This window comes from Aquimarina rhabdastrellae (assembly GCA_947387485.1).
Lineage (GTDB): Bacteria > Bacteroidota > Bacteroidia > Flavobacteriales > Flavobacteriaceae > Aquimarina.
Genome location: CANDNT010000022.1, coordinates 13,039 through 35,688, shown reverse-complemented (window position 1 = coordinate 35,688; position 22,650 = coordinate 13,039). Strand labels below are relative to the sequence as shown.

Sequence of the window (22,650 nt, the reverse complement as noted above, 5' to 3'; positions counted from 1 at the left end):
GGCTTTTTAAATTTCTATTTAATATTATATCAATTGAGCATTCCTTATATATCGCATATATTCGCTAGGAGTCATATCATTTTCTTTCTTAAAAGATTTATTAAAAGTCACCTTATTATTAAATCCAACTTCGTAAGCTATTTCTATTATACTCAGTTTTTGAGTTTGATTATTCTTTATTATATCCATAGCTTCCTTTATTCTATAGCTATTTATGAGTTCAAAAAAATTAAGCCCAAAATGCTCATTAATAATCTGTGAAGTATTATGTCTACTTGTCCCCAATTTATCCGCTATTATAGCTAAGCTCACATTATTTAATCTATACACTTTATCTTCTTCTAAGAGCTTATTCAATTTTTCTTTTAGTTCTTTGGATAAATCTTCGGTTAACCCTGATTTTTGATATTTAATATTCTCTACATTCTCATTTTTTATGCTTGAAGCAATAACGACTTTATTTTCATTTTCTGAATTTTCACTATTTAAAAGCTTTCGTTTCTTGAATAGTATAGGATGAATATAAGAAGTACAGCCTACATAAAACACCAGTAATGCCATTGATGTCACCTGCACGTGAAACAAAAATCCACTAAAAACTCGTTGAACAATCAGTATTCCATAAATAGCATAAGAAATTACATAAATCACATTAAATATTAATATTCTTTTTTGCCAATTCTTATGTGCTAAATCATGTTTATATAACATAATACTTTCTTTTTTATATACGTTATAAACTAGATACATATAAAAAAACAATGATATAAACTTGGTTAATGTGATATAATACAAATATGGACTAGTATCTATATCACTGATACCTAACATAATTTCCATTTTTTCTTCCTTTGTCAACGTATATATAGGTATTAAACATATTGTAATAATTGCAGACGGGATTAAATGTAGAACATCGCTCCATTTAAATAAGTATTTCTCTTTAATTCTTTTAAAATAGAAATACAATAATGGTCCATATAAAAATGAAAATGATGTAGACATTAAGAAAGTATCTGGTGCTTTGAAATTTAAATTTGTTAATTGTACACAGATATGGGAAATAAAAAATGAATGTATAAAGACATATCCACTAATCAACAAAGTAGCTATTCTATCCACATCACTTTTAAGATTTAAAACTAATGCTATAAAGAAGCCTATAAATGCCGTATAGATATAAAATACAGTCCAAGAATCAACCTTAAAAAGGTATTTTTCTTTTAATTTTTGATACGCATCAGTATCATGAATACTTACAAACTTACTATGCTCAATAAATGTTATATCTAAACTTTTTTCAATATATTTTTGAATATAAAAAGTAGTTTTTTCAACATTATTTTCTGTTAAACTCTCGAAAGCTAATTTCTCGTATTTATGAATAGAATCTATTCGTTCTTTATTTAATGTTCTTTGTAATGATTTATTCAATCCAGAAGCTAAGTCCGATTGTAAAAATAAAGCACTACCAAAAGCATCAAAAGAAGAACAACATATTAAAATCACTATGTATTTTAATAGTATTTTCAAATGAAAAAAATTATAAATTATACAATTAAAAAATGATCCTCATAGATCCTAATAAGAAAGGAAATAATGATTGATGATGTTTATTGTTGAAAATTAAAATTACAAAAACAACAACAAAACACCTAAAAACAACAACATATTTCCACTGCTTAGTTTTAAAAAATAAAAAATCCATAAAATTTTAATTAAAATTTTATGGATTTTTTATTTAAAATATATCTTTTTACTGTTTTGTAAATCTATATGTAGTTTGAACTGGAGAACCACAATCACTATCTGAATCATCTGTAAAAGTCATCAAAAACTCAGAATCATCATTTAGATCATAAACTGCATTAACAGACGCTACATCAAAGAAATAATTTCCATCACAAGAACAATTTCCTTCTTGACGAGGCACAACTACCTCATTACAAACTAAATTAAGTGTAAAAGGATTATTTACAGAACAAAAATTTGGATAATTCAACGTATTAAACTTTCTAGCAGGTGTTGAACCCTCCTCTACAATTAGTTCAACAACAGTGCCCGAACTTAATGTAGGTCCTGCAATAAATGGTGTTATCTGTTCGATCAAATAATTACCAACAAACAATGTATCTTCTACTGGACATATTTGAAAAACATTTACTGTAGTAGTATTATTATTAGAAGTAGTAATAAAACTATCCTGTTCAATTATTCGTAATACTAAAGTTTCAGGAGTTATTTCAACATCATTATCAACTCCATTAATCGTTAAAATAGCATTATATTCATTCGCTGGAATTGTTACTGTTGAATTAAAACTGTATGAATCTGGATTAGCTGTACTTTCATCACTCAAAATTTCAACTTCAAATGTTCTATCTGATGATGATCTTGTAGTTACATCCAAAATAATTTCTACACTTCCTTCATCATCAATTACAATAGGTAAATCTTCAACTGTCTTTCTAAACGAAATCAAAGTCTGCCCATTATTTCCATCAAAAATAACTTCTTCTCCACCTTTATCACATGATATAAAAGAAATTATAGCTAAAGCACTTATAAATATTTTTTTAATTGTTTTCATAATTTTTTATTCTTTTAATAGCCAGGGTTCTGTTGACTTCTAATATCTTGATTTACATTAAGCTCACTTAATGGAATTGGTAAAGTAAATCTAAAATCTGTTGCACTTAATGAACATGCACCAGTAGCTTCACAATCTCTAGCTGCTCTTCTTATTGTTCTATTTCCTCTCGCACCTAATCTCTTCAAATCCAACCACCTATGCCCTTCATATATTAATTCTAGTCTTCTTTCATCTATAATTGCTCCAAAAGCTTCTTCTTGATTATTAAAAACTGGTAAAGATTGATCAGAACCAAATCGAGCATCTCTTAATTGTTTAATCAATGCAGCAGTAGAATTAGTAGCTCCATTAAAATCACCTGATGCGGCAAGTGCCTCAGCTCTAATCAACAACATCTCTGCTATTCTAAATATTTTTAAATCATTAAGTAAATCAACCCCTCCTGATCCTGAATATTTATTAATTGCTAAAACATCTGTATTTAAATAATCTGCACTTGATTGATAATCTGGATCAATTAAAGAATTAGGATGTACATTAACATCATACCTAATATCTGTAGGGTCTAATTGATTAAATACATCTCTTCCTATCTCGATAAATGGACCTCCTGCTGGAGAACTATTGGTAAAAGCAAATAAACTTCCAGCAGTTCCTCCCCCTCCTGTTCCTTGTCCATCATAAGCATCTCCAGGTTCTCTTTCTAGTTTAAAAATCACTTCTGTATTATTTGTATCTTGATACATACTAAAATACTGAGCTCTCGTTGCTATAGAATATCTAGATAAAATATCTGATGCATATGTATCTGCTTGAGTATATTGTTGTCTATATGCAGCCATTCTAGCTCTAAGTGCAGTAATAAAATCACTAGATACAAAAGTAGGGTCACTATTTCCTACTGGTAATAATCCTTCTGCTCTATCTAAATCTTCGTTTATAAAACTAAATACTTCTCCATTAGTACTCCTAGATCTTGTCTCTCCTAATACAGCCACAAAATCAAGTAATATAACTCCTAGAGCACTATCATCTGTATAATCTGTTGAAAAATAAGCTTGTAACGTAAAATGAGAATACGCTCTCAATGCATATAATTGTCCTAAAACAGAGTCATATAACTCAGTTTCGTCAATTCCAGTTTCAGGATCATCTACTCTTTCAATATTTTCTGCTGCAGCAAGTATTTTATTAATATTTGATATAGTTATATAATGCTGAACCCAAATAGCATTAGGTGTTCCTGACGCTGAATTTAAAATATGATTAAACAAATCTGAAGCTTGCCCTCCATTATCTTTACCTCTAGCTCCTTCATCTGTAAAAATAGCATTGAAACGTATTTCTACAGTAGTATCATAGCTAGCATAAATTCCAAATAAACCTGCTTCTAAATCATTTATTGTTTGAAATGTAACATCACTTATTAAACGTCCTGGTTGATCTATATCTATTGCATCTTGACATGATACTGTAATAAGTACTAGTAATACTATTACTCTTCTTATTATTATATTTATAATATTTTTCATTTTTATTCTCTTTTATAATTAAAAGCTAAACTCAAATCCTACAGAAAATGTTCTAGGGGTAGGATAGCCATTAGCATCATTAACTAATCTTTCTGCATCAAAACCTTCCCATTCAGATAAGGTGAATATGTTTTCTGCATTAACAAATGCTTTTATATTTGAAAAACCTGTGTTTTTTAAATATCTAGCAGGAACATTGTATCCAAGTGACGCAAATCGTAAACGTAAATAGTCTGAATCTCTCAAAAATCGATCACTAAAAATATCCTTATTTGTAGCTCTTAATGATGGCACATCAGTTATCCTATTATCTGGAGTCCAAGCCCTCAACAAATCTCTTGAAGTACTAAAATTACCTATAGAATCTGGATCTAAGAATCCTGCTGCCTGGTTGTCAAATCGATAAACGCCCAAAGTATAATTAAAGTTTGCTTGTAAAAAGAAATTTTTATAATCTATATTAAAACCAAAACTACCTTGAAAATCCGGATAAATATTCTTATCCAACCACACTGCATCTGTATCAGGATCAGGATTTTCTGTCAAATTACCATCTATATCATAAAATAATAAATTTCCATTAGCAGGGTTAACTCCAGCATATCGTACTGCTAGATATTCATTAATAATTCCTCCCTCTCTAAGTCCACTATCTCGATCTTCTCCATTAGGTGTAGGTATATCTACCACTTCTTGTTTATTATAATTAGTTACAAAATTTAATGTTACATTTAAGTCTTCACCATTCCCTTTTATTAAATCATAAGCTAAATTTAAATCAAATCCAGAGTTTCTTAATTCTCCAAAATTTGAGTCTATACTTGTAGTTCCTGTTATAGCTGATTGTCCAACTGGTTGGAAAAGAGCTGACGTATCTCTTATATAGTATTCTAAAGTACCTCTTAATCTTTTATTAAAGACTTCAAAATCTGCCCCTATATTAAAAGAAGTTAATGTTTCCCATTTTAAATTAGGATTGGCAATTTGTGTCAAAAATATAGAGTTTCGTCTACCATAACCACTTCCGAATTCATATAAATCTAAAGTTAAATCAGCAGCTGTAAAATATTGAAATAAATTACCTGCATCTCTAATCCTTTGATTTCCTGCAGTTCCATATGACATTCTCAATTTTAAGACATCAAAAACAGAATTTTCCATAAAACTTTCTTTATAAATATTCCATCTTGCTGCTACTGAATAGAATGTTCCCCAACGATTACTTGCCGCAAATCTATAGGATGCATCTCTTCTTATAGTTCCGGCTAATCCATACTTCTCATCATAATCATAATCTAACTGTCCAAAATATGAGAAAAGCCCTGCATTCAATACTTCTGCATTGGCTACATCTACAAAAAAGTCGTTATTTCCATTATCATCTACAAAACCATCTCCATCTCCTGGTACAAAAGTTCTAGGGTTAAGTCCACTTTGAAAAAAACCAAAATTGCGATAATGTGCTTTAAAATATTCTAAATATGCAGCAGCATCTATAGTATGTTTGTCCCAAAAGGTCTTATGATAATTTAATGATGTTAAAGAATTAAAAGAAAAAACTCTAGTCGATTGTTGGTTTTGACTTCCTGGAGTAGTTACTTGTCTACCTGGAGTATCTGGATCTTCATCATTTGCAAAACGGATAGCATTTCGCGACTCAGGTCCTTCGGCTGTTAAAAAGTCTTCATCTGTATAATCTGCTCCTAAAACTGAATTTATGATTAAATCATTTGTTAATTTATAACTAGTATTTAAACTTGCCAAAATTTTCAACTCCTCATCTACTCTTGTAAATGTTGCTAGTCTATCTATTAGATATAATGGAGTATTAGGGAAATTAAAATCTTGAGCTAGTTCTCGTCCACTCGTATAATCTTGAGGTGTTACATATGGCAATGACTGATATGCCCCAAAAACTAAGTTTCTATTTACAGCTCCAGAACCAATATTATTAGGTTCATCAGATCTTGAATAGTTAATACTAATGTTAGAAGCATATGTAAATTTCTCATTTTCAGACTTACCATTCAAATTATTTCTAACATTAAAACGCTTTAAACTACTTTGTTTTAAAATTCCTTCTTGATCAAAATATCCTAAAGAAGTAAAAGAACTTAAATTTTTACTACCACTACTTAATGTTAATGTATGGTTTTGTGTTATTGCTGTTCTAAAAAAGAAATTTAACCAGTCTGTATTCGCCGCCGCCGCTATTTCTGCATCTGTTAAAGGTCTAGTTTGCCCATTATCATCTATTCCACCAGAGAACCCTCTTCCTTGACCAAAACTTCTTTCTAGAGCTAATGCTTCTTGAGAATTCTGTAAATCATACGAAGCTCTTTGTAGCTTAGAAAAACTAGTTAATCCTGTATAATTAATCTTCAATTTAGAGTCGTATCCTCCTTTTTTCGTTTTAATTACAATAACACCATTTGCTCCTCTATTACCATAAATAGCTGTAGCTCCAATATCTTTTAAGGTTGTTACAGATTCAATTTCATTAGGGTTTAAACTACGAAAGTTATCTTCATCTACAGGTATTCCATCTATAACAAATAAAGGTTCTGTATTACCATTTAACGAAGAAACCCCCCTTAAATTAATCACACTATTGGCTCCTGGTTGTCCACTACTAGTAGTAATATTTAAACCAGCTACTTGCCCTTGTAATGTTTGAACAAAAGATGCATTAGGTCTTGCTTCTATATTTTGAGCGCCTATCGTTATAGAAGAAATATTAGATGTTGCCTTTTTCGTAGTTCTATAAGCTTCTACTACAACTTCTTCTAGTTCGGCTGCATCTGTTATCAATTGGACATTAATAGTTTTTCTATTACCAACTTTTATTTCTTGTGTTTTAAACCCTACATAACTAAATACTAGCACATCATTTGATTCAGCATTAATACTATAATTACCATCAAAATCAGTTTGATTTCCAATTGATGTTGATTTTACAATTACATTAACACCAGGCAAAGGTCCTCCAGTATCATCTGTTACTTTTCCAATTATTGTTTTTCCTTGAGCATTCATTGATACAATACCAAAAATGAAGACTAGAAATAACAAATACTTACAATAATTTGTTTTCATAGATCTAATTTTTCTAAAATTATTTTATTGATTGTTTATCAATCAAAAAGAGTCAAATGAGATTGTGAAGTATGGCTAATTAAATTATAAAATTGAGTTATTTAACGGTCAATTGCATTATTTCTTGTTATCTCACTTAACCTTTTTCGATTGAGTTTACGCATCACTAAATAACCCAAAACAATAGTGTTTAAAGGGAATCCCGATAATATCTTACGTTTCCCGATTAGTTTTTACTTAATTTTTACTATGTAAATAAGTTAGTTTTTTGAGAGTAGTAATATCTCATTAGACTCCTATTTCTTATTGTTATTTTATCCCATTTTCAATAATCAAAAAGTCACCTTTGATAAACACTTTTTATTATTATTTTAGTTTAATTCTAAAAATTTTCATCAATAAGAAAAGCTAGTATTAGTTCTTTTTAAGTTAATACCTATCATTTCTAAAAATATCATTTTTATGACAAAATCATTAGAAAAAAAATTACAATAGTATATCCAATATCGAAAGAGTTATTCCCAATCTCATAAATTCAGAAGGAAAAAGAAAGAGAATTGGATAATAATTGATTCTTTGTAGTAATTCGAAGATTTTAGGAATTAAAATATTATACTAGATATCTACAAAACTAAAAAGGGCATACTTTTACCTTAAGCTTTAGCAAGAGATTCTGTGCAGTTTTCTCTATAATATTTAATATATGCAGTGGGAGTTATATTATTTTCTTTTTTGAAAGATTTATTAAATGTAACCTTATTATTAAACCCTACTTCATAAGCTACATCTATAATATTAAGGTTTTTGTGATAATCATTCCTTAAAATATCCATTGCTTCATAAACCCTGTATTTATTAATCAGTTCAAAAAAGTTTAAACCAAAATGTTCATTAATAAGTTGTGACGCATTATGTCTACTAGTTTCTAGTTCTTCGGCTAGAATAGCTAGATTTAGATTATTATTTTTATATATTTTTTTCTCGTTTAACAAATACAATAATTTCTTTTTCAATTCTAAAGATAACCCTTCTGTTAACCCTGATTTTTTGTATTTAAATAGAATTTCTCTTTCAATAACACTTCCTTCTTTTTTATTGCTAGATGATATAGGTTGTGCTTTTGTTCCTAATACTTTAGGTTTTACATAGGCCATGTAACCTATATATAATACCAAAGAAGACATACATATCACTTGTATATGATATAAAAATCCACTGTACAATCCTTGAATTATCAACGTTCCATAAATAAAATAACTAACTATATAGATAATATTGAATATTAATATATTCTTAATCCACTTCATGGATGGTGTTTTCCAATAATTGAAATCTTTTTTTATTTGTTTTTTATAACTCTTAAAAATCAATATTCCATATATAACTAAGGAGATAAATTTGGTTATGGTTATTGCATTAATATAGATTTTTATATTAAAATCACTAACACCAAACATGATCTGAAGTTTTTCTAGATACGGTAATGAATATACAGGAATGAGTAAAATTGTAATACCTATGGACGGTAATAAATGTAAACCATCTTTTAATTTAAATTGATATTCTTCTGAGACTCTTCTAAAATAAAAATACAATAATGGTCCATATAAAAATGAAAATGACGTAGACATTAATAGTGAATCTGGAATATCATAATTATAATTTGTTACTTCTATACAGTTATGAATAATAAATACCGAATGGATAAATACATATAAGCTTATTAAAAAATTTGCTTTTCTATCCGATTCTTTTGTCATATTAATGACAAATGCTATAAAGAATCCTACAAAAGCTGCATAAAGATAAAATAGTCCCCAAGGATTAATATTATATAAATATTGTTTCTTTAATTCCAAATAATATGTCGTATTCTTAATTCTATTTAAACCTTTATCATTTAAAATTGACCTGTCTAGAGTAATTTTTATATACTTTTTTAAAAACTGAGAAGCTACTTCGGGATTGCCTAATTCTGCATGATGTATAGCCATGTCTTTATACAACGTAATAGAATCTTTTTTGATTTGATCTTTTACGTCAATTCTATTTGTATATTTTGATATAGCAAGCATAGGCAAGCTAGCTATTAACACAAAATATAGTATTAATAATCGCTTATTATTTGATAAAAAATTAGCCATAATCCTTACATTAAAAGTACGATTTGTTTATCATAATTTCAATGGGTTTATAGCTAACAAGCGTTATCGTTTTAAGGTCATTTGATGTTAAGGAAATCTAAAAAAGTCTTTACACCCCCAATTAAATAAGGAAAAACCTTAATTCGTCTCTTTTAAGTTTACAAATAAAGTTTAACACTTTTTCACATTTTTAACACATTATTTAAAACAATTCCAATTTAACAAGAATAATATAGTATTATTTATAACATAAAAAAGCATTACTTTTTTGCTTCATCCCAGTAAACATTGAGTTCGTCAAGAGACATTTTGTCAATTTTTGTATTATTTTCTCTTGCCTTTTGTTCTATGTACTGAAATCTTTTTATGAATTTTTTATTAGTCCTTTCTAATGCATTTTCTGGATTAACATTCAAAAATCTCGCATAATTTATCATTGAAAATAATACATCTCCAAACTCTGCTTCAATTTTATCTTTGTCATTATTTTCTACCTCATCTTGAAGTTCTTCTAGCTCTTCTTTAACCTTATTAAAAACCTGATAAGGTTCTTCCCAATCAAATCCTACAGCAGCTACTTTATCTTGAATACGGTTTGCTTTAACCAATGCTGGTAAAGATTTTGGAACTCCTTGTAAAACACTTTTATTGCCTTCTTTTAACTTTAGGTTTTCCCAGTTTTGTTTTACATCTTCTTCACTAGCCACTTTTATATCTCCATAAACATGCGGATGTCTATGTATTAATTTGTCGCAAATAGTATTTGCGACATCTGCAATGTCAAAATCTCCTGTTTCGCTTCCTATTTTTGAATAAAAAACAATATGTAATAAAATGTCACCTAATTCTTTCTTTATTTCGTTAATATCATTATCCAAAATAGCATCTCCTAACTCATAAGTCTCTTCGATAGTTAAATGTCTTAACGATTGTAGTGTTTGCTTCTTATCCCAAGGACATTGTTCCCTAAGTTCGTCCATTATAGTTAATAAGCGATCAAAGGCTTTTAATTGTTCTTCTCTTGAATTCATTACAAGTTTTTTATACTATTTTATTTATTGATATTAGTCTTTAAACCATTTTTCTAGTTTTTTAGACAATATTTTTATGGTAAGAGGTTTGGTTAAATAATCATCAAGATAATTTTGGTTTTCTTGATGTTCTTCTGGAGTCATTACATTTGCACTCAATCCTATAACTATCGGAGCATTTTCTTTATGTTCTTTAATTAATTTAGCCGCTTCATAACCATTTAATCTAGGCATATTAATATCCATAAACACCATATCAAAATCTTCTGTTTTGACTTTATTAAATGCTTCAACTCCATCGCTTGCCAAAATAACAGTACATCCTAATTTTTGTAGTAATAAACCAATCACTTTTTGATTAATCTTACTATCATCCACTAGTAATACTCGTTTGTTAAAGTCAAAAATATCATCCTCATTCTCAATAGACCCTTCTGGACAAATCAATTTTTGAGCTTTAAATCTAAATGAAAAAGTACTTCCTTTTTCTAATATACTTTTCACTTCTATCGCACCTCCCATTAATCGTGCTAATTTTTGAGAGATGGTCAAGCCTAATCCTGTTCCTTGAATCGTATTAAAGTTACTTTTAGCTTGTTTAAACGAATCAAAGATATATTTCTGGTCTTGTTCACTAATTCCTTTTCCTTCATCTTTAACATCTATTCTTATGTTAAGATCTGGCTCACTTTTATGTAAAACAACATCTAATGCTATTTCACCTTTTTCTGTAAACTTAACTGCATTTCCCACTAGATTACTAATAATCTGAGTAATTCTCAATGGATCCGCTATAATATTTTGAGGAATTTTGTCATCGTAATTCATTATAAATGTGATTCCCTTTTGCTTCATTATAGCAGAAAACAATCTATGAATCTTTAATAATGTATTTTTTAAATTCATAGGTTTATTATAGATACGCATTTGATCTGCTTCAAGTTTAGACAAGTCCAAAATATCATTTAGGATTGCTAATAAATCTTTAGAAGATTGTTCTATGGTTTGAATATATTGTTTTTGATCACTATTTAAATTCTCATCTTTTATCAATATGTCTATCATTCCAATAATACCCTGCATAGGAGTTCTTATTTCATGACTCATATTAGTAAAGAAAATTTCTTTGTACTTAGAAGCCTTTTTAAGCTTATCATTTGAATCTTCTACTTTATCCAAATGATATCCTGCTATATAAGCAAAGAGCCCCAAAAAAAATGGGGCTGTATCTATAATATAATGAACCGGAATCGTTTTATGTATAAAAACATAACTTTCTAAAGAGAAGTTAAGTCCTAATCGTACTACTTCTATCGCATAAGCTAGTAATGGAAACATGAATCCAAAAATAATCCCATAAATCATATATAATTTACGGTTAGTCATTTTATTAAACATGTTTCTCTTTGTATCCACAATCTTATATTCTTACTAAAATAGTGTTGTACTCATTTGAGTTTTTGTCTCACTAAACTCTTCTACTATTTGTTGCACTATAGTAGCTGCTGGTTTTATATCATGAATTAATCCTGATACTTGTCCTATTTCTAATTCTCCTTCTACTAAATCGCCTTCAAACATTCCTCTTTTTGCTCTCGCTCTACCTAACAATTCTTTTAATTCGTCAATAGTTGGTCCTTTTGTATATAATTGAGTTACATCGTCATAGAATTTGTTCTTTAATAGACGTACAGGTGCTAATTCTTTCAACGTTAAATGCGTATCTCCCTCTCCTGCTTCAACTACTTTTTGCTTAAAATCAGGATGAGAAGAAGCTTCTTCACTAGCTACAAATCTACTTCCCATTTGTACTCCATCTGCTCCCAAAGCCATCACAGCATACATGGCATTTCCTGTTGCAATCCCTCCTGCTGCTATTAACGGAATTGAGATTTTTTCTCTTACCATAGGTATTAGAGTTAATGTAGTCGTCTCATCCCTTCCGTTATGTCCTCCAGCTTCAAATCCTTCAGCTACTACAGCATCTACTCCTGCTTGTTCTGCTTTTAGTGCAAACTTCACACTACTTACTACATGCACTACAGTGATTCCTTGTTCTTTTAAGTGTGTAGTCCATGTTTTAGGATTACCTGCCGAAGTAAATACTATTTTCACCCCTTCTTCGACCACTATTTTCATGATCTCTTCTATATTAGGATATAGCATCGGAATGTTTACTCCAAATGGCTTTGTTGTAGCTTTTTTACATTTTTGGATATGTTCTCTTAACACTTCTGGATACATAGATCCTGCTCCAATCAAACCTAATCCTCCTGCATTACTTACTGCACTAGCAAGTTTCCATCCACTTGCCCATATCATCCCACCTTGAACAATAGGATATTTTATTTTAAATAGCTCAGTTATTTTGTTCACGTAAATCGTTTTATATTATCCTTTACAAGATACAGCTTTTATGAGATAACCCCAGAGCCTATTAACTCTTCATTTTTATACCACGCTACAAATTGTCCTTCTGTAATTGCACTTTGAGGTTTTTCAAATTGAACATATGCTCCGTTTTCTACCTGATATACAGTAGCTTTTTCTAATTGTTGACGGTATCTAATTCTCGCTTCTACTTCTAAAGATGCTCCTATTTCTAGTTTTAAATCCTCTCTCACCCAATGTACCTCATCATTTTGGATAAATAAGGTTGTTCTATTTAAACCTGGATGATCTTTTCCCTGTCCTGTATATATGGTATTTGTTTCTACATCTGTTTCAATTACAAAAAGTGGTTCTGGTGTACCTCCAACAGCTAAACCTTTACGTTGTCCTTTTGTAAAATAGTGTGCTCCTTGATGTTCTCCTACAACTTTTCCTTGTGTAGGTTCATAAGTATATTTTGAAGCCATAAAAACCAGTTCATCTTCTTTTGAAGCAAACTCTGGTATTTCTCTTTGGTAACTATGATCACCTTTAGCTATTTCTACTATTTTTCCTTGTTTAGGTTTTAATTTTTGTTGTAAAAATTCTGGTAATCTCACTTTACCGATAAAACATAATCCTTGAGAGTCTTTTTTATCTGCAGTAATCAAATCTTGCTCTTTTGCAATTTCCCTTACTTCAGGTTTTAATAATTCTCCTACAGGAAATAACGTTTTTGCCAGTTGTTCTTGTGATAATTGACATAAGAAATAGGATTGATCTTTATTAGGATCTTTTCCTGCTAATAATCTATGTACTTCTTTACCATTTTCTACAATGGTTTCTTTACGACAATAATGTCCTGTAGCCACATAATCTGCACCTAAAGACATTGCTATTTTCATAAATACATCAAACTTAATTTCTCTATTACAAAGTACATCTGGATTAGGAGTTCTTCCTCTTTCGTACTCATTAAACATATAATCGACAATACGCTCTTTATATTGCTCACTTAAATCAACTGTTTGAAATGGTATTCCTAATTTTTCTGCAACCAAAAGTGCATCATTACTATCATCTAACCATGGGCATTCATTAGAGATAGTTACCGAGTCGTCATGCCAGTTTTTCATAAACAACCCTATCACTTCATATCCTTGTTCTTTTAAAAGGTAAGCTGCTACACTTGAATCTACTCCTCCTGATAAACCAACTATTACTCTTTTCATGTTTATTTTATTTCCCTAGTGCTTTTAGTTTTCTTTTTCTTTTTTTTAATGATTCTCCTTATGAGAATATATTACTGTATTCAAGTAATTAATATGCAAAAGTATAAAATAAAAAAGCAATGTTTGAACATTGCTTTTAGGATTTATCTATACTGTAATTTTCTAATCTTATTGCTTTAATGTCCTTTCTTCTTTAACGGAAAAAGTTTCTGTTCTGTAAGCTTTCCGTTTTTATAGTAATTCCAAATTCCATGTTTTTTATCATTTCTATACGTTCCCTCTATAGTTACTACTCCTTCAGAATTATAATACTTGGTAATTCCGTTTAACTTATCGCTTTCATAAGTAAATTCTTTTAATACTACTCCCTCATCAGAATAAATATATTTCTTTCCTTCTCGTTTACCATTTATATATGTTACTTTTTCTGTAGGTTTTCCATTTGTAAAAAAGGTTTCTTGTGGACCGTTAAGTTTTCCTTCTTTATAAATTTCTGTCATCATCACTTTTTTTCCGCCTAAATGATAATACGTCCATAGTCCTTCTCTATTCTTCGCTATCATTTTACCTTTACTTATTACTACACCTTTTTGTGTATAATACGTTACCGTTACAGAATCTGTATTCTTGCTAAAAATTTTAATTGCGGTAGGCTGTTTTCCACTTTTGGGTTTATAAAACTTAAATTCCCCTATTTCTTTTCCATGTTCAAAAGTTCCTTCATATCTTATTTGAGGACTATTATCATATCGTTTCATCCATTTACCATGACGCTCACCATTTTCATCAAATTGATTGATTTTTTGCGCTTGAGAAACTATTGTTAATAATAAAGTTGTTAACATTAATACTGCTTTCATCTGCACTATATATTTTCTTAGTTTATGTTTTTTAATTCTCTTTAATACAACTATCACGCCGTAAAAATATTATTTATATTCTTCATAATCTGATTTTACAATGCAAAAAGCCGATGAAAATATTTTCATCGGCTTTTAATTTATCTTTAGTATTATTACTTACTAAGTTTATTTACTATATTTTTTACTGTATCGCTTCCATAATTTAGTTTGATGACTTTCTAAACTAATTGCTCTACCTTGTATAAATGCTTCGCTTAGTAAATTAGTTCGCATATCTAAGGCATCACCTTCACTAATAAATAAAGTTGCATCCTTACCCACTGCCAATGTTCCTACTTGATCTGCAACACCTAAAATCTTTGCAGCATTTCCTGTTATCAATTGTACAGCTTTTTCTTTGTCTAAGCCATGTGCTGCAACAGTTCCTGCTTGAAATGGAAGGTTTCTTGCATTTGCTCTTTCCATATCTCCACTATTTTGTAATGCTACTAATACTCCTGCATCTACTAATAATTTTGCATTTTTATACGGTTGATCATAATCTTCGTCTTCAAAGTCAGGTAGACTATGTGTTCTATTTACTAAAACACCAATATTGTTTTCTTTTAGTGTTTTTGCAACTTTATAAGCTTCACTTCCTCCTACAATTACCATCTTATTAACCTTATGTTTTGAAGCAAATCGAATAGCATCCAAAATTCCTTTTTCGGTATCCACATGAACAAATAATGTTTGTTTTCCATTAAATAGTCCTTTCATAGCATGATATGGTAAATTTTGAATTGTCGCTGCATCAGAATTATTTGCTACTGCATTAACAAAAAACTCATCTAATTTACTTATTTGCTCAGCATACTTTTTGTTAGCTTTATAACCAGGATCTTCTCCTAACCACCAGCGTCCTCGTGTAAATGTACTTGGCCAGTTAAGGTGAATTCCATCATCTCCTTTTATAGTAGCATCTTCCCAATTCCATGCATCTAATTGTACGATTGATGAAGTTCCAGAAATACGTCCACCTCTAGGCGTAATCTGACTCATCAACACTCCGTTTGGTCTCATGCTTTCTACAATTTTACTCTCTGCATTATATGCTATGATACTACGGATATGTGGATTAAAGCTTCCTATTTCCTCTTCGTCGTTTGAAGCTCTTACTGCTCCTATTTCTACTAATCCTAATGTTGAATTAGGAGCTATAAATCCTGGATATACGTGTTTTCCTATTGCTTTGATTACTTTCCCTTTTGGAGTAACGCTACCTTGCTTAGCAACGGCAGTAATTTTTCCATTTTCAAAAATAATCACACTATTTTCTATTACTTCACCATTTCCTATATGTGCTGTAGCACCTTCTATGGTTACCGCTTCTTTTTGAGTATCTGCGGGAGTTTGTTGTGCATTGATGTGTATAGAAACAAACAACATCAATATGATTACTATTATATTTTTCATCTATAAATCTTTTTATTGGTGTACAGATTCTAGTGTTTCACACTCAAAATGTTGTTTTTCTTTCTTCTTAGCTGGTTGTGTTTTTAAGCCTTTATTTTTAGCCTTTAACATCATTGCTATTAACTTGTTTTTCTCTGCTTTGATATCTTTTCTTTTTTGAATATCCTTTTCGATATCAAAATACACTTTTCCTTCAATGATCGTTTTTTCTGCCTTGGTATAAATTGATAATGGATGATCAGACCATAATACTACATCTGCATCTTTACCTACTTTAATACTTCCTACTCGATCATCTATATGTAACAATTTTGCTGGATTAAGTGTTACAAATTTCCATGCGTCTTCTTCACTTACTCCTCCGTACTTAACAGATTTTGCTGCTTCTTGATTTAATCTTCTAGACATCTCTGCATCATCACTATTGATCGCTACAGTTACTCCTTGATTATGCATTATAGCTGCATTATACGGAATCGCATCATTAACTTCATACTTATATGCCCACCAATCTGAGAATGTTGAACCACCTACACCATGTGCAGCCATTTTATCTGCCACTTTATATCCTTCAAGAATATGTGTAAATGTATTTACTCTGAAATCAAACTTTTCTGCCACTTTCATCAACATATTAATCTCACTTTGAACATATGAGTGACAACTAATAAAACGTTCTCCATTTAAAATCTCAGCCAAAGTTTCCATTTCATCATCTCTACGATAAGGTTTCCCACTTTTTTTAAGTTGGTCATATTCTTTTGCTCTAGTAAAATAATCCATGTATAGTTGTTCTACTCCCATACGTGTTTGAGGAAAACGACTATAACTAGGCCAGTTACTTTGTTTTACATTTTCTCCTAATGCAAACTTGATAAACTTAGGTGTTTTATCATAAATTAAGTGTTCTGCACTCTCTCCCCATTTTAATTTTAAAATAGCTGATCGCCCTCCTATAGGATTAGCAGAACCATGTAAAATCTGAATAGAAGTTACCCCTCCTGCTAAGTTTCTATAAATATCTATATCATCTGGAGAAACTACATCTTCTATCGTAACCTCTGCTGATGAGTTATGTCCTGCTTCATTTATTGCAGCTGCTGCAATATGTGAATGTTCATCAATAATTCCAGAAGTAAGATGTTTACCTGTTGCATCTATAACCTTTGCTCCTCTAGGACTTAAATTCTTTCCTATTGCAACAATTTTGCCTCCTTTAATTAATACATCTGTTGTTGATAATACTCCTTCTGCTTCATTTGTCCATACCGTTGCATTCTTAAACAAGATATCTTCTTGCTTTGGTAAACTCTCATTACCATAAGCGATATTAGGATAACTTACATCTACAATTTCTGGAGTTTCTTTTTTATCTTTTTTCTTAGTTTCTTTTTCCTTCTTCTTTGCTTCTTTAAATCTCGCTGTAAAAGTAGTTTCTGTACCATCTGGCAAAATAGCTTTACCTGTGATATTTTTATCAGGAGTAACTGCAGCTATAAGGCGTGTATATTTTGATATTGCTGCATCTTTATCTGTAAATAAAATTGATACCCATCCTTCTTTATAAGTAATTTTGCTTCCCAAAGTAATTTCTCCAGATTTAACTGCTACTTTAGGAGCTTCACTTTTTCCAGATATATCTAAGTTATAAGTTGTTCCTTCTATTGCTAAATCATAAATTCCGCTTATATCCTTAATTCCCATTTCTTTTACTGTATGCTTTTTACCTTGCACCCAGTTTTCATAGATAATATTATCATCTGCAAATAACTCTCCGCTAGTAATTAAAAAGTTTGCATATGCTCCTGTTTTAATTTCTCCTAAATCTTTAGTACGTCCTAAAATTTTTGCAGGAACTGTTGTTAAAGCAGCCAAAGCAGTTTCTTTATCTAATCCATATTGGATTGCTTTTTTTACTTTAGCCAAAAAGCTATTTGCCTTTTTAAGTTTAATTGTACTTAAGGAGAATGGTACTCCGTTCTTTTTTAATACTGCAGGGTTGGTTGGTGCTTGATTCCAATGGCGCATATCTCCCAAACTTACTAATCCTGCTTGATATGGATCTGATACATCATATGCATCTGGAAAGTTTAGTGGTAATACATAGGTAGCATTAGTTGCTTTTACATTAGCAATTCTAGCGTATTCGTCCCCTCCACCTACAAGAACATATTGAATATTAAATTGATCTCCTACCTTATCGGCTCTAAATGTGTTAATTCGACTACCTGCTTCAAAAATTTGTGGTAAGGATTTATTTCTATTTAAAGCTTCTAGAGCTAAATCTTTTGTAGCTGCATTTCCGCTTTCATACCATGAAACATCGTGATACATTTGTCTTAATAACGCAATAGAACCCATTAATGAAGTTGGGTATAATTGTCTACTTTTTTTACTCTTTTCAAATGAGAAAAATTGTGCAGAACGGTCGCTTAATAAACGTTCGCTTTCTTTAGCTTCATTATTTAAAGCTACCAAAAGCCCTGTACCTCTAGCTATTCCATCAGGTACATGTGTATTAACTACACCAAATCCTTGTCCAAGAAGTTCTTTTGCTTTTTTATTATCATACTTAAAAGAAGCCAAAGCATTGGTCTCCGGTCTTATATGATCATTCCAATAATATCCTTCTCTTGATGCTCCATATTGAGGATTCCCACCAAAAGGACTTCCTCCTTTACCTTTAGGTTTTTCTATCCCAAAACTTGTGTATACATCTATGAATGATGGATATATATGTTTTCCTTCTACATCTATTACCACACTATTTTTTGGTATAGTTACAGATGTTCCTACCGCAGTAATTTTTCCTTTATGAATTACTACTGTTCCTTTTTTTATCTTTTTGCCTGGAGTTGTATGTACTACGGCATTTTTTAATACAGTATAATTAGAATTCACTGTGTGTACTCCATCATTTTTAGGAAAGTATTCTTGTGCATTTGCCAAATAACCGCCCCAAAATACTGCTAGAGATAAGAGTATTTTCTTCATTGATTTGTTTATATAAGTTGTTCGTTTTAAAATTATAGGTTGTTAGGCTGATGTTCTTACCTATTGTGAATTATTTAACACATATTTTATGTTTATTTTAAATAATTCACCAAAAGAGCAACTACATAGCTATACGTTTCTATGCCTTTGGGTTGGTTATTTGCTTTGAGGTAACTATCATATGTAGATTTAAAAATAGGTTCTAATGGGTTTTGATATTGTTCCCAGAATGCAGTAACCTCCCAATAGTTTTTTCGTATACCTAAGTTTAATTTTTCTAGTAAACATATAGCTTTTTCTTCGTCTCTAAAATAGAGGTCATTGAGGCAAAATTTTAAAGCAAAGGTTGTTCCGCTATATTTATAATATATATCATCATATTGCATAGTTGCTATAGCTGCAATAAAATTAGCTTCATTTTCTTTTGCAAATCCTAATTGATGAGCCTCTTCATGACATATGGTTGTAGGACTTTTATAATCTAAAATCAAACCATTTACCTGAGCTTCATTTGTTATTGGATTTAAGTATCCACTGAATCCCATATACGTTAACGGTAAACTCAATAATGATTTCTTCACACTTTTAGGTCTATATGTTAACTCTGGATATGTTTTTGATAGGTTTTGATATACTCTAGGTGTTTCTTCAAATATTGTTGATTTGGTATATGGAAATACTACAGCTAAAGTATCATGCACAGCAATTTCTTTATGGTATTTATTTGCTTTGGCAACCAATACTTCTGTAACTTTTATTAGTTCTTCTGTAGTATACTCATCTTCTATTTGTAATACTTTATGTAATGGCTGTCGATAATAATTGAATCCCCAAAAAATATGAAAACAAGCATATACTATACTTATGGTACTTGTTATATCTAAACCTATACTTTTCCAGTTTTTATTTTTAATACTCTTAACTATAAATCGTATTAATAGTCCAATCAAACAGACATATCCAATATCTCCTACCGAAAACGGAAGTACTCCAAAAACAAAACGTAATGCTTTGGAACTATATTGATAAAATCCATTACTATAATAGTATTCAATTATTTCGGGGAAATACGATAGTACTTTTACCACAACAATCTGTATGGGTAATAGATAAGTAAGGTATACTTTTGTTTTCTTTTTCACATCGTAAAAATACAAGTTTATTGATTTAAAAAAAATAACTCAATTTCATGCTAATCTCTATAAGCTAAAAAGGGTTGGATTTCTTATCTTCGTTTGCAAAATAAAGATACGTTTATGAGTGCCGAAATAAGAGAATTAGAGCCTAAAGCATTATGGAATAAATTTGCCGATCTTAATGCTGTTCCTAGACCTTCAAAAAAAGAAGAACGTGTAATTGCGTTTATGAAAGATTTTGGAGCTTCTCTAGGATTAACAACAGAGATTGATGCTGTAGGGAATGTATTGATCAAAAAACCTGCAACTCCAGGTCACGAAAATAAAAAAACTGTGGTTATGCAATCACATCTGGATATGGTTCATCAAAAAAATGCTGACACTGATTTTGATTTTGATTCTCAAGGAATTGAAATGTATATTGATGGTGATTGGGTACGTGCCAAAGGTACTACACTAGGTGCTGATAATGGTTTAGGAGTTGCTACTATTATGGCTATTCTTGAATCAGATACTATTGCTCATCCAGCTATTGAAGCATTATTTACTATAGATGAAGAAACTGGTATGACTGGTGCTATGGGACTTAAAGGTGGATGGCTAGAAGGAAACATCTTATTAAACCTTGATACCGAAGAAGATGATGAGATAGGTATAGGTTGTGCTGGAGGAATCGATATTACTGCAACTCGTTCTTATATAGAAGAACAAACTCCTGAAGGAAAAACAGCTTATCAAATTGCGATTACAGGGCTTAATGGAGGTCATTCTGGTATGGATATCGACAAGGGATTAGGTAATGCTAATAAGTTAATGAATCGTTTATTATTTGATGGATTCGAAAACTTTGGTCTTCGTATTGCTACTATCAATGGAGGTAGTTTAAGAAATGCTATCCCTAGAGAAAGTTTTGCTTCTATAGTTATTGATAGTGTGCATCAAGAAGCTTTTGAATACGAAATTAACGAATTGATTGCTACTATAAAAAAAGAACTTGCTGTAACAGAACCTCACCTTTCTATAGCTGTTACTACCACTATACTTCCTGAAACTGTAATGGAATTAGGAGTGCAAGAAGGTATCATAAAAGCACTATATGCAGCACATAATGGCGTTTATACGATGAGTGCTTCTATTCCTGATCTGGTAGAAACTTCAAATAATATCGCAAAAATTACTATTGCTAACGGTTCTTTAACTGTACAGTGTTTAACTCGTAGTAGTGTTGAGTCTTCAAAAATGGATCTCACTAATAAACTAAGAGCTACGTTTGAGTTGATTGGTTGTGATGTTGAAGCCAGTGGATCGTACCCTGGATGGACACCTAATACAGATTCTGAAATTTTACGTGTTCTAGATAATTTATACCAACAAATGAATAATGGCGAAAAGGCTAATGTAGCTGCTTGTCATGCTGGTTTAGAATGTGGTATTTTAGGACAAAACTATCCTAATATGGATATGATTTCTTTTGGCCCTACAATCAAAGGAGCACATTCTCCAGATGAGCGTGCTAGTATTTCTTCTGCTCAAAAATACTGGGATTTTGTTTTAGAAATTCTTAAGAATATACCTAATAAATAAAATACTATACCAAAGCCGAAGTAATTATGATTTACTTCGGCTTTTAGTTTATTTATTACCTGTTTATTAATATTCTTAAATACTTATCTTACATACTATTCAAGCTATTTTTATTAAACTGTTCTATAACTTCTTTTATCTTATCGTTTTTAGCTATCCATTTAGAAATTCTATTATCTATAATAATATTCAAAGTTTCCCCTCTTAAAAACATTCTTCCTAAACTTGTTTTATTTTCACTTTTCCGCAAAATTATTGGTTTATTTATTTCAATAAATTTATCTGAAAAACCCAAAAATAATTGCTCTAATGCTTTTATTTGTTTTGGGTCCAACTCTAAATCATTAGCATATGTATATAATAAAACAACAGATGCTAGTGAACATAATTCTACAGCGTATTTTTCTTCTAATTTTAAGACTTCTATATTTTTCACTGCTATATCTTTAAAACAGTGATTAAAAATTCCATCTATTTCTAAACGATCTTTTGCTTCTTTATATTTAGGAAAATCATCTTTCTCTATATCTTGAGCATTTAAAAAAAGAACACTAAGTAGAAATGTTATTATGAATATAATTCTCATTTATTCATTTTCTTGATACAGCTATTAACATGAG

General features: G+C 30.3%; 15 protein-coding genes. 1 reads left to right on the top strand and 14 read right to left on the bottom strand.

The features are described 5' to 3' along the window. Window positions 1-24 precede the first annotated feature (24 nt). From ACYEKI_RS19555 to ACYEKI_RS19495, 13 genes are all read right to left on the bottom strand, one after another. Window positions 25-1,533: a helix-turn-helix domain-containing protein gene (locus ACYEKI_RS19555; RefSeq protein WP_459212899.1), complete on the bottom strand. Its 1,509-nt coding sequence runs from the start codon at window positions 1,531-1,533 to the stop codon at window positions 25-27. A gap of 223 nt (window positions 1,534-1,756) precedes the next feature. Next, window positions 1,757-2,590 (bottom strand): hypothetical protein, encoded by an 834-nt coding sequence (locus tag ACYEKI_RS19550; RefSeq protein WP_459212898.1) that lies wholly within the window; start codon window positions 2,588-2,590, stop codon window positions 1,757-1,759. Between the two features lie 14 nt (window positions 2,591-2,604). Then, window positions 2,605-4,125 (bottom strand): RagB/SusD family nutrient uptake outer membrane protein, encoded by a 1,521-nt coding sequence (locus ACYEKI_RS19545; RefSeq protein ID WP_459212897.1) that lies wholly within the window; start codon window positions 4,123-4,125, stop codon window positions 2,605-2,607. Window positions 4,126-4,143: 18 nt separating this feature from the next. Then, entirely contained in the window at window positions 4,144-7,221 is a 3,078-nt protein-coding gene (locus ACYEKI_RS19540; RefSeq protein ID WP_459212896.1) for a SusC/RagA family TonB-linked outer membrane protein, read from the bottom strand. A gap of 653 nt (window positions 7,222-7,874) precedes the next feature. Next, window positions 7,875-9,365 carry a helix-turn-helix domain-containing protein gene (locus ACYEKI_RS19535; RefSeq protein WP_459212895.1) on the bottom strand — a complete coding sequence of 497 codons (1,491 nt, stop codon included), beginning with the start codon at window positions 9,363-9,365 and terminating at the stop codon, window positions 7,875-7,877. A gap of 260 nt (window positions 9,366-9,625) precedes the next feature. Then, window positions 9,626-10,396 carry a nucleoside triphosphate pyrophosphohydrolase gene (mazG, locus tag ACYEKI_RS19530; RefSeq protein ID WP_459212894.1) on the bottom strand — a complete coding sequence of 257 codons (771 nt, stop codon included), beginning with the start codon at window positions 10,394-10,396 and terminating at the stop codon, window positions 9,626-9,628. Window positions 10,397-10,429: 33 nt separating this feature from the next. After that, window positions 10,430-11,812, bottom strand: a complete 1,383-nt coding sequence (locus ACYEKI_RS19525) for an ATP-binding protein (RefSeq protein ID WP_459212893.1) — start codon at window positions 11,810-11,812, stop codon at window positions 10,430-10,432. 15 nt (window positions 11,813-11,827) lie between these two features. Continuing rightward, window positions 11,828-12,772 carry an NAD(P)H-dependent flavin oxidoreductase gene (locus ACYEKI_RS19520; RefSeq protein ID WP_459212892.1) on the bottom strand — a complete coding sequence of 315 codons (945 nt, stop codon included), beginning with the start codon at window positions 12,770-12,772 and terminating at the stop codon, window positions 11,828-11,830. 38 nt (window positions 12,773-12,810) lie between these two features. Next, the gene (gene mnmA / locus ACYEKI_RS19515; RefSeq protein WP_459212891.1) at window positions 12,811-13,998 is read right to left on the bottom strand and encodes a tRNA 2-thiouridine(34) synthase MnmA; all 1,188 of its coding nucleotides are present in this window, start codon (window positions 13,996-13,998) and stop codon (window positions 12,811-12,813) included. A gap of 176 nt (window positions 13,999-14,174) precedes the next feature. Continuing rightward, window positions 14,175-14,858, bottom strand: a complete 684-nt coding sequence (locus ACYEKI_RS19510; RefSeq protein WP_459212890.1) for a toxin-antitoxin system YwqK family antitoxin — start codon at window positions 14,856-14,858, stop codon at window positions 14,175-14,177. Between the two features lie 168 nt (window positions 14,859-15,026). Further along, entirely contained in the window at window positions 15,027-16,316 is a 1,290-nt protein-coding gene (locus ACYEKI_RS19505) for an amidohydrolase family protein (RefSeq protein ID WP_459212889.1), read from the bottom strand. Window positions 16,317-16,328: 12 nt separating this feature from the next. After that, window positions 16,329-19,310 carry an amidohydrolase family protein gene (locus ACYEKI_RS19500; protein WP_459212888.1) on the bottom strand — a complete coding sequence of 994 codons (2,982 nt, stop codon included), beginning with the start codon at window positions 19,308-19,310 and terminating at the stop codon, window positions 16,329-16,331. Between the two features lie 92 nt (window positions 19,311-19,402). Then, window positions 19,403-20,452 carry a DUF3810 domain-containing protein gene (locus ACYEKI_RS19495; RefSeq protein ID WP_459212887.1) on the bottom strand — a complete coding sequence of 350 codons (1,050 nt, stop codon included), beginning with the start codon at window positions 20,450-20,452 and terminating at the stop codon, window positions 19,403-19,405. A 114-nt stretch (window positions 20,453-20,566) separates the two neighbouring features. On the opposite strand from ACYEKI_RS19495, the gene ACYEKI_RS19490 reads away from it, so the two are divergent. After that, a complete protein-coding gene (locus tag ACYEKI_RS19490; RefSeq protein ID WP_459212886.1) occupies window positions 20,567-22,030 on the top strand; it encodes an aminoacyl-histidine dipeptidase in 1,464 nt (487 codons plus the stop codon). 88 nt (window positions 22,031-22,118) lie between these two features. Here ACYEKI_RS19490 and ACYEKI_RS19485 read toward each other — a convergent pair whose 3' ends face one another. Continuing rightward, window positions 22,119-22,616: a hypothetical protein gene (locus ACYEKI_RS19485; protein ID WP_459212885.1), complete on the bottom strand. Its 498-nt coding sequence runs from the start codon at window positions 22,614-22,616 to the stop codon at window positions 22,119-22,121. Window positions 22,617-22,650 lie beyond the last annotated feature (34 nt).

Excerpts from the sequence above, each read along its gene's own strand:
- ACYEKI_RS19550 (WP_459212898.1), bottom strand. The coding sequence starts at position 2,590 with ATGAAAACAATTAAAAAAATATTTATAAGTGCTTTAGCTATAATTTCT.
- ACYEKI_RS19545 (WP_459212897.1), bottom strand. The coding sequence starts at position 4,125 with ATGAAAAATATTATAAATATAATAATAAGAAGAGTAATAGTATTACTA.
- ACYEKI_RS19540 (WP_459212896.1), bottom strand. The coding sequence starts at position 7,221 with ATGAAAACAAATTATTGTAAGTATTTGTTATTTCTAGTCTTCATTTTT.
- ACYEKI_RS19535 (WP_459212895.1), bottom strand. The coding sequence starts at position 9,365 with ATGGCTAATTTTTTATCAAATAATAAGCGATTATTAATACTATATTTT.
- mazG (WP_459212894.1), bottom strand. The coding sequence starts at position 10,396 with ATGAATTCAAGAGAAGAACAATTAAAAGCCTTTGATCGCTTATTAACT.
- mnmA (WP_459212891.1), bottom strand. The coding sequence starts at position 13,998 with ATGAAAAGAGTAATAGTTGGTTTATCAGGAGGAGTAGATTCAAGTGTA.
- ACYEKI_RS19510 (WP_459212890.1), bottom strand. The coding sequence starts at position 14,858 with ATGAAAGCAGTATTAATGTTAACAACTTTATTATTAACAATAGTTTCT.
- ACYEKI_RS19505 (WP_459212889.1), bottom strand. The coding sequence starts at position 16,316 with ATGAAAAATATAATAGTAATCATATTGATGTTGTTTGTTTCTATACAC.
- ACYEKI_RS19500 (WP_459212888.1), bottom strand. The coding sequence starts at position 19,310 with ATGAAGAAAATACTCTTATCTCTAGCAGTATTTTGGGGCGGTTATTTG.
- ACYEKI_RS19490 (WP_459212886.1), top strand. The coding sequence starts at position 20,567 with ATGAGTGCCGAAATAAGAGAATTAGAGCCTAAAGCATTATGGAATAAA.
- ACYEKI_RS19485 (WP_459212885.1), bottom strand. The coding sequence starts at position 22,616 with ATGAGAATTATATTCATAATAACATTTCTACTTAGTGTTCTTTTTTTA.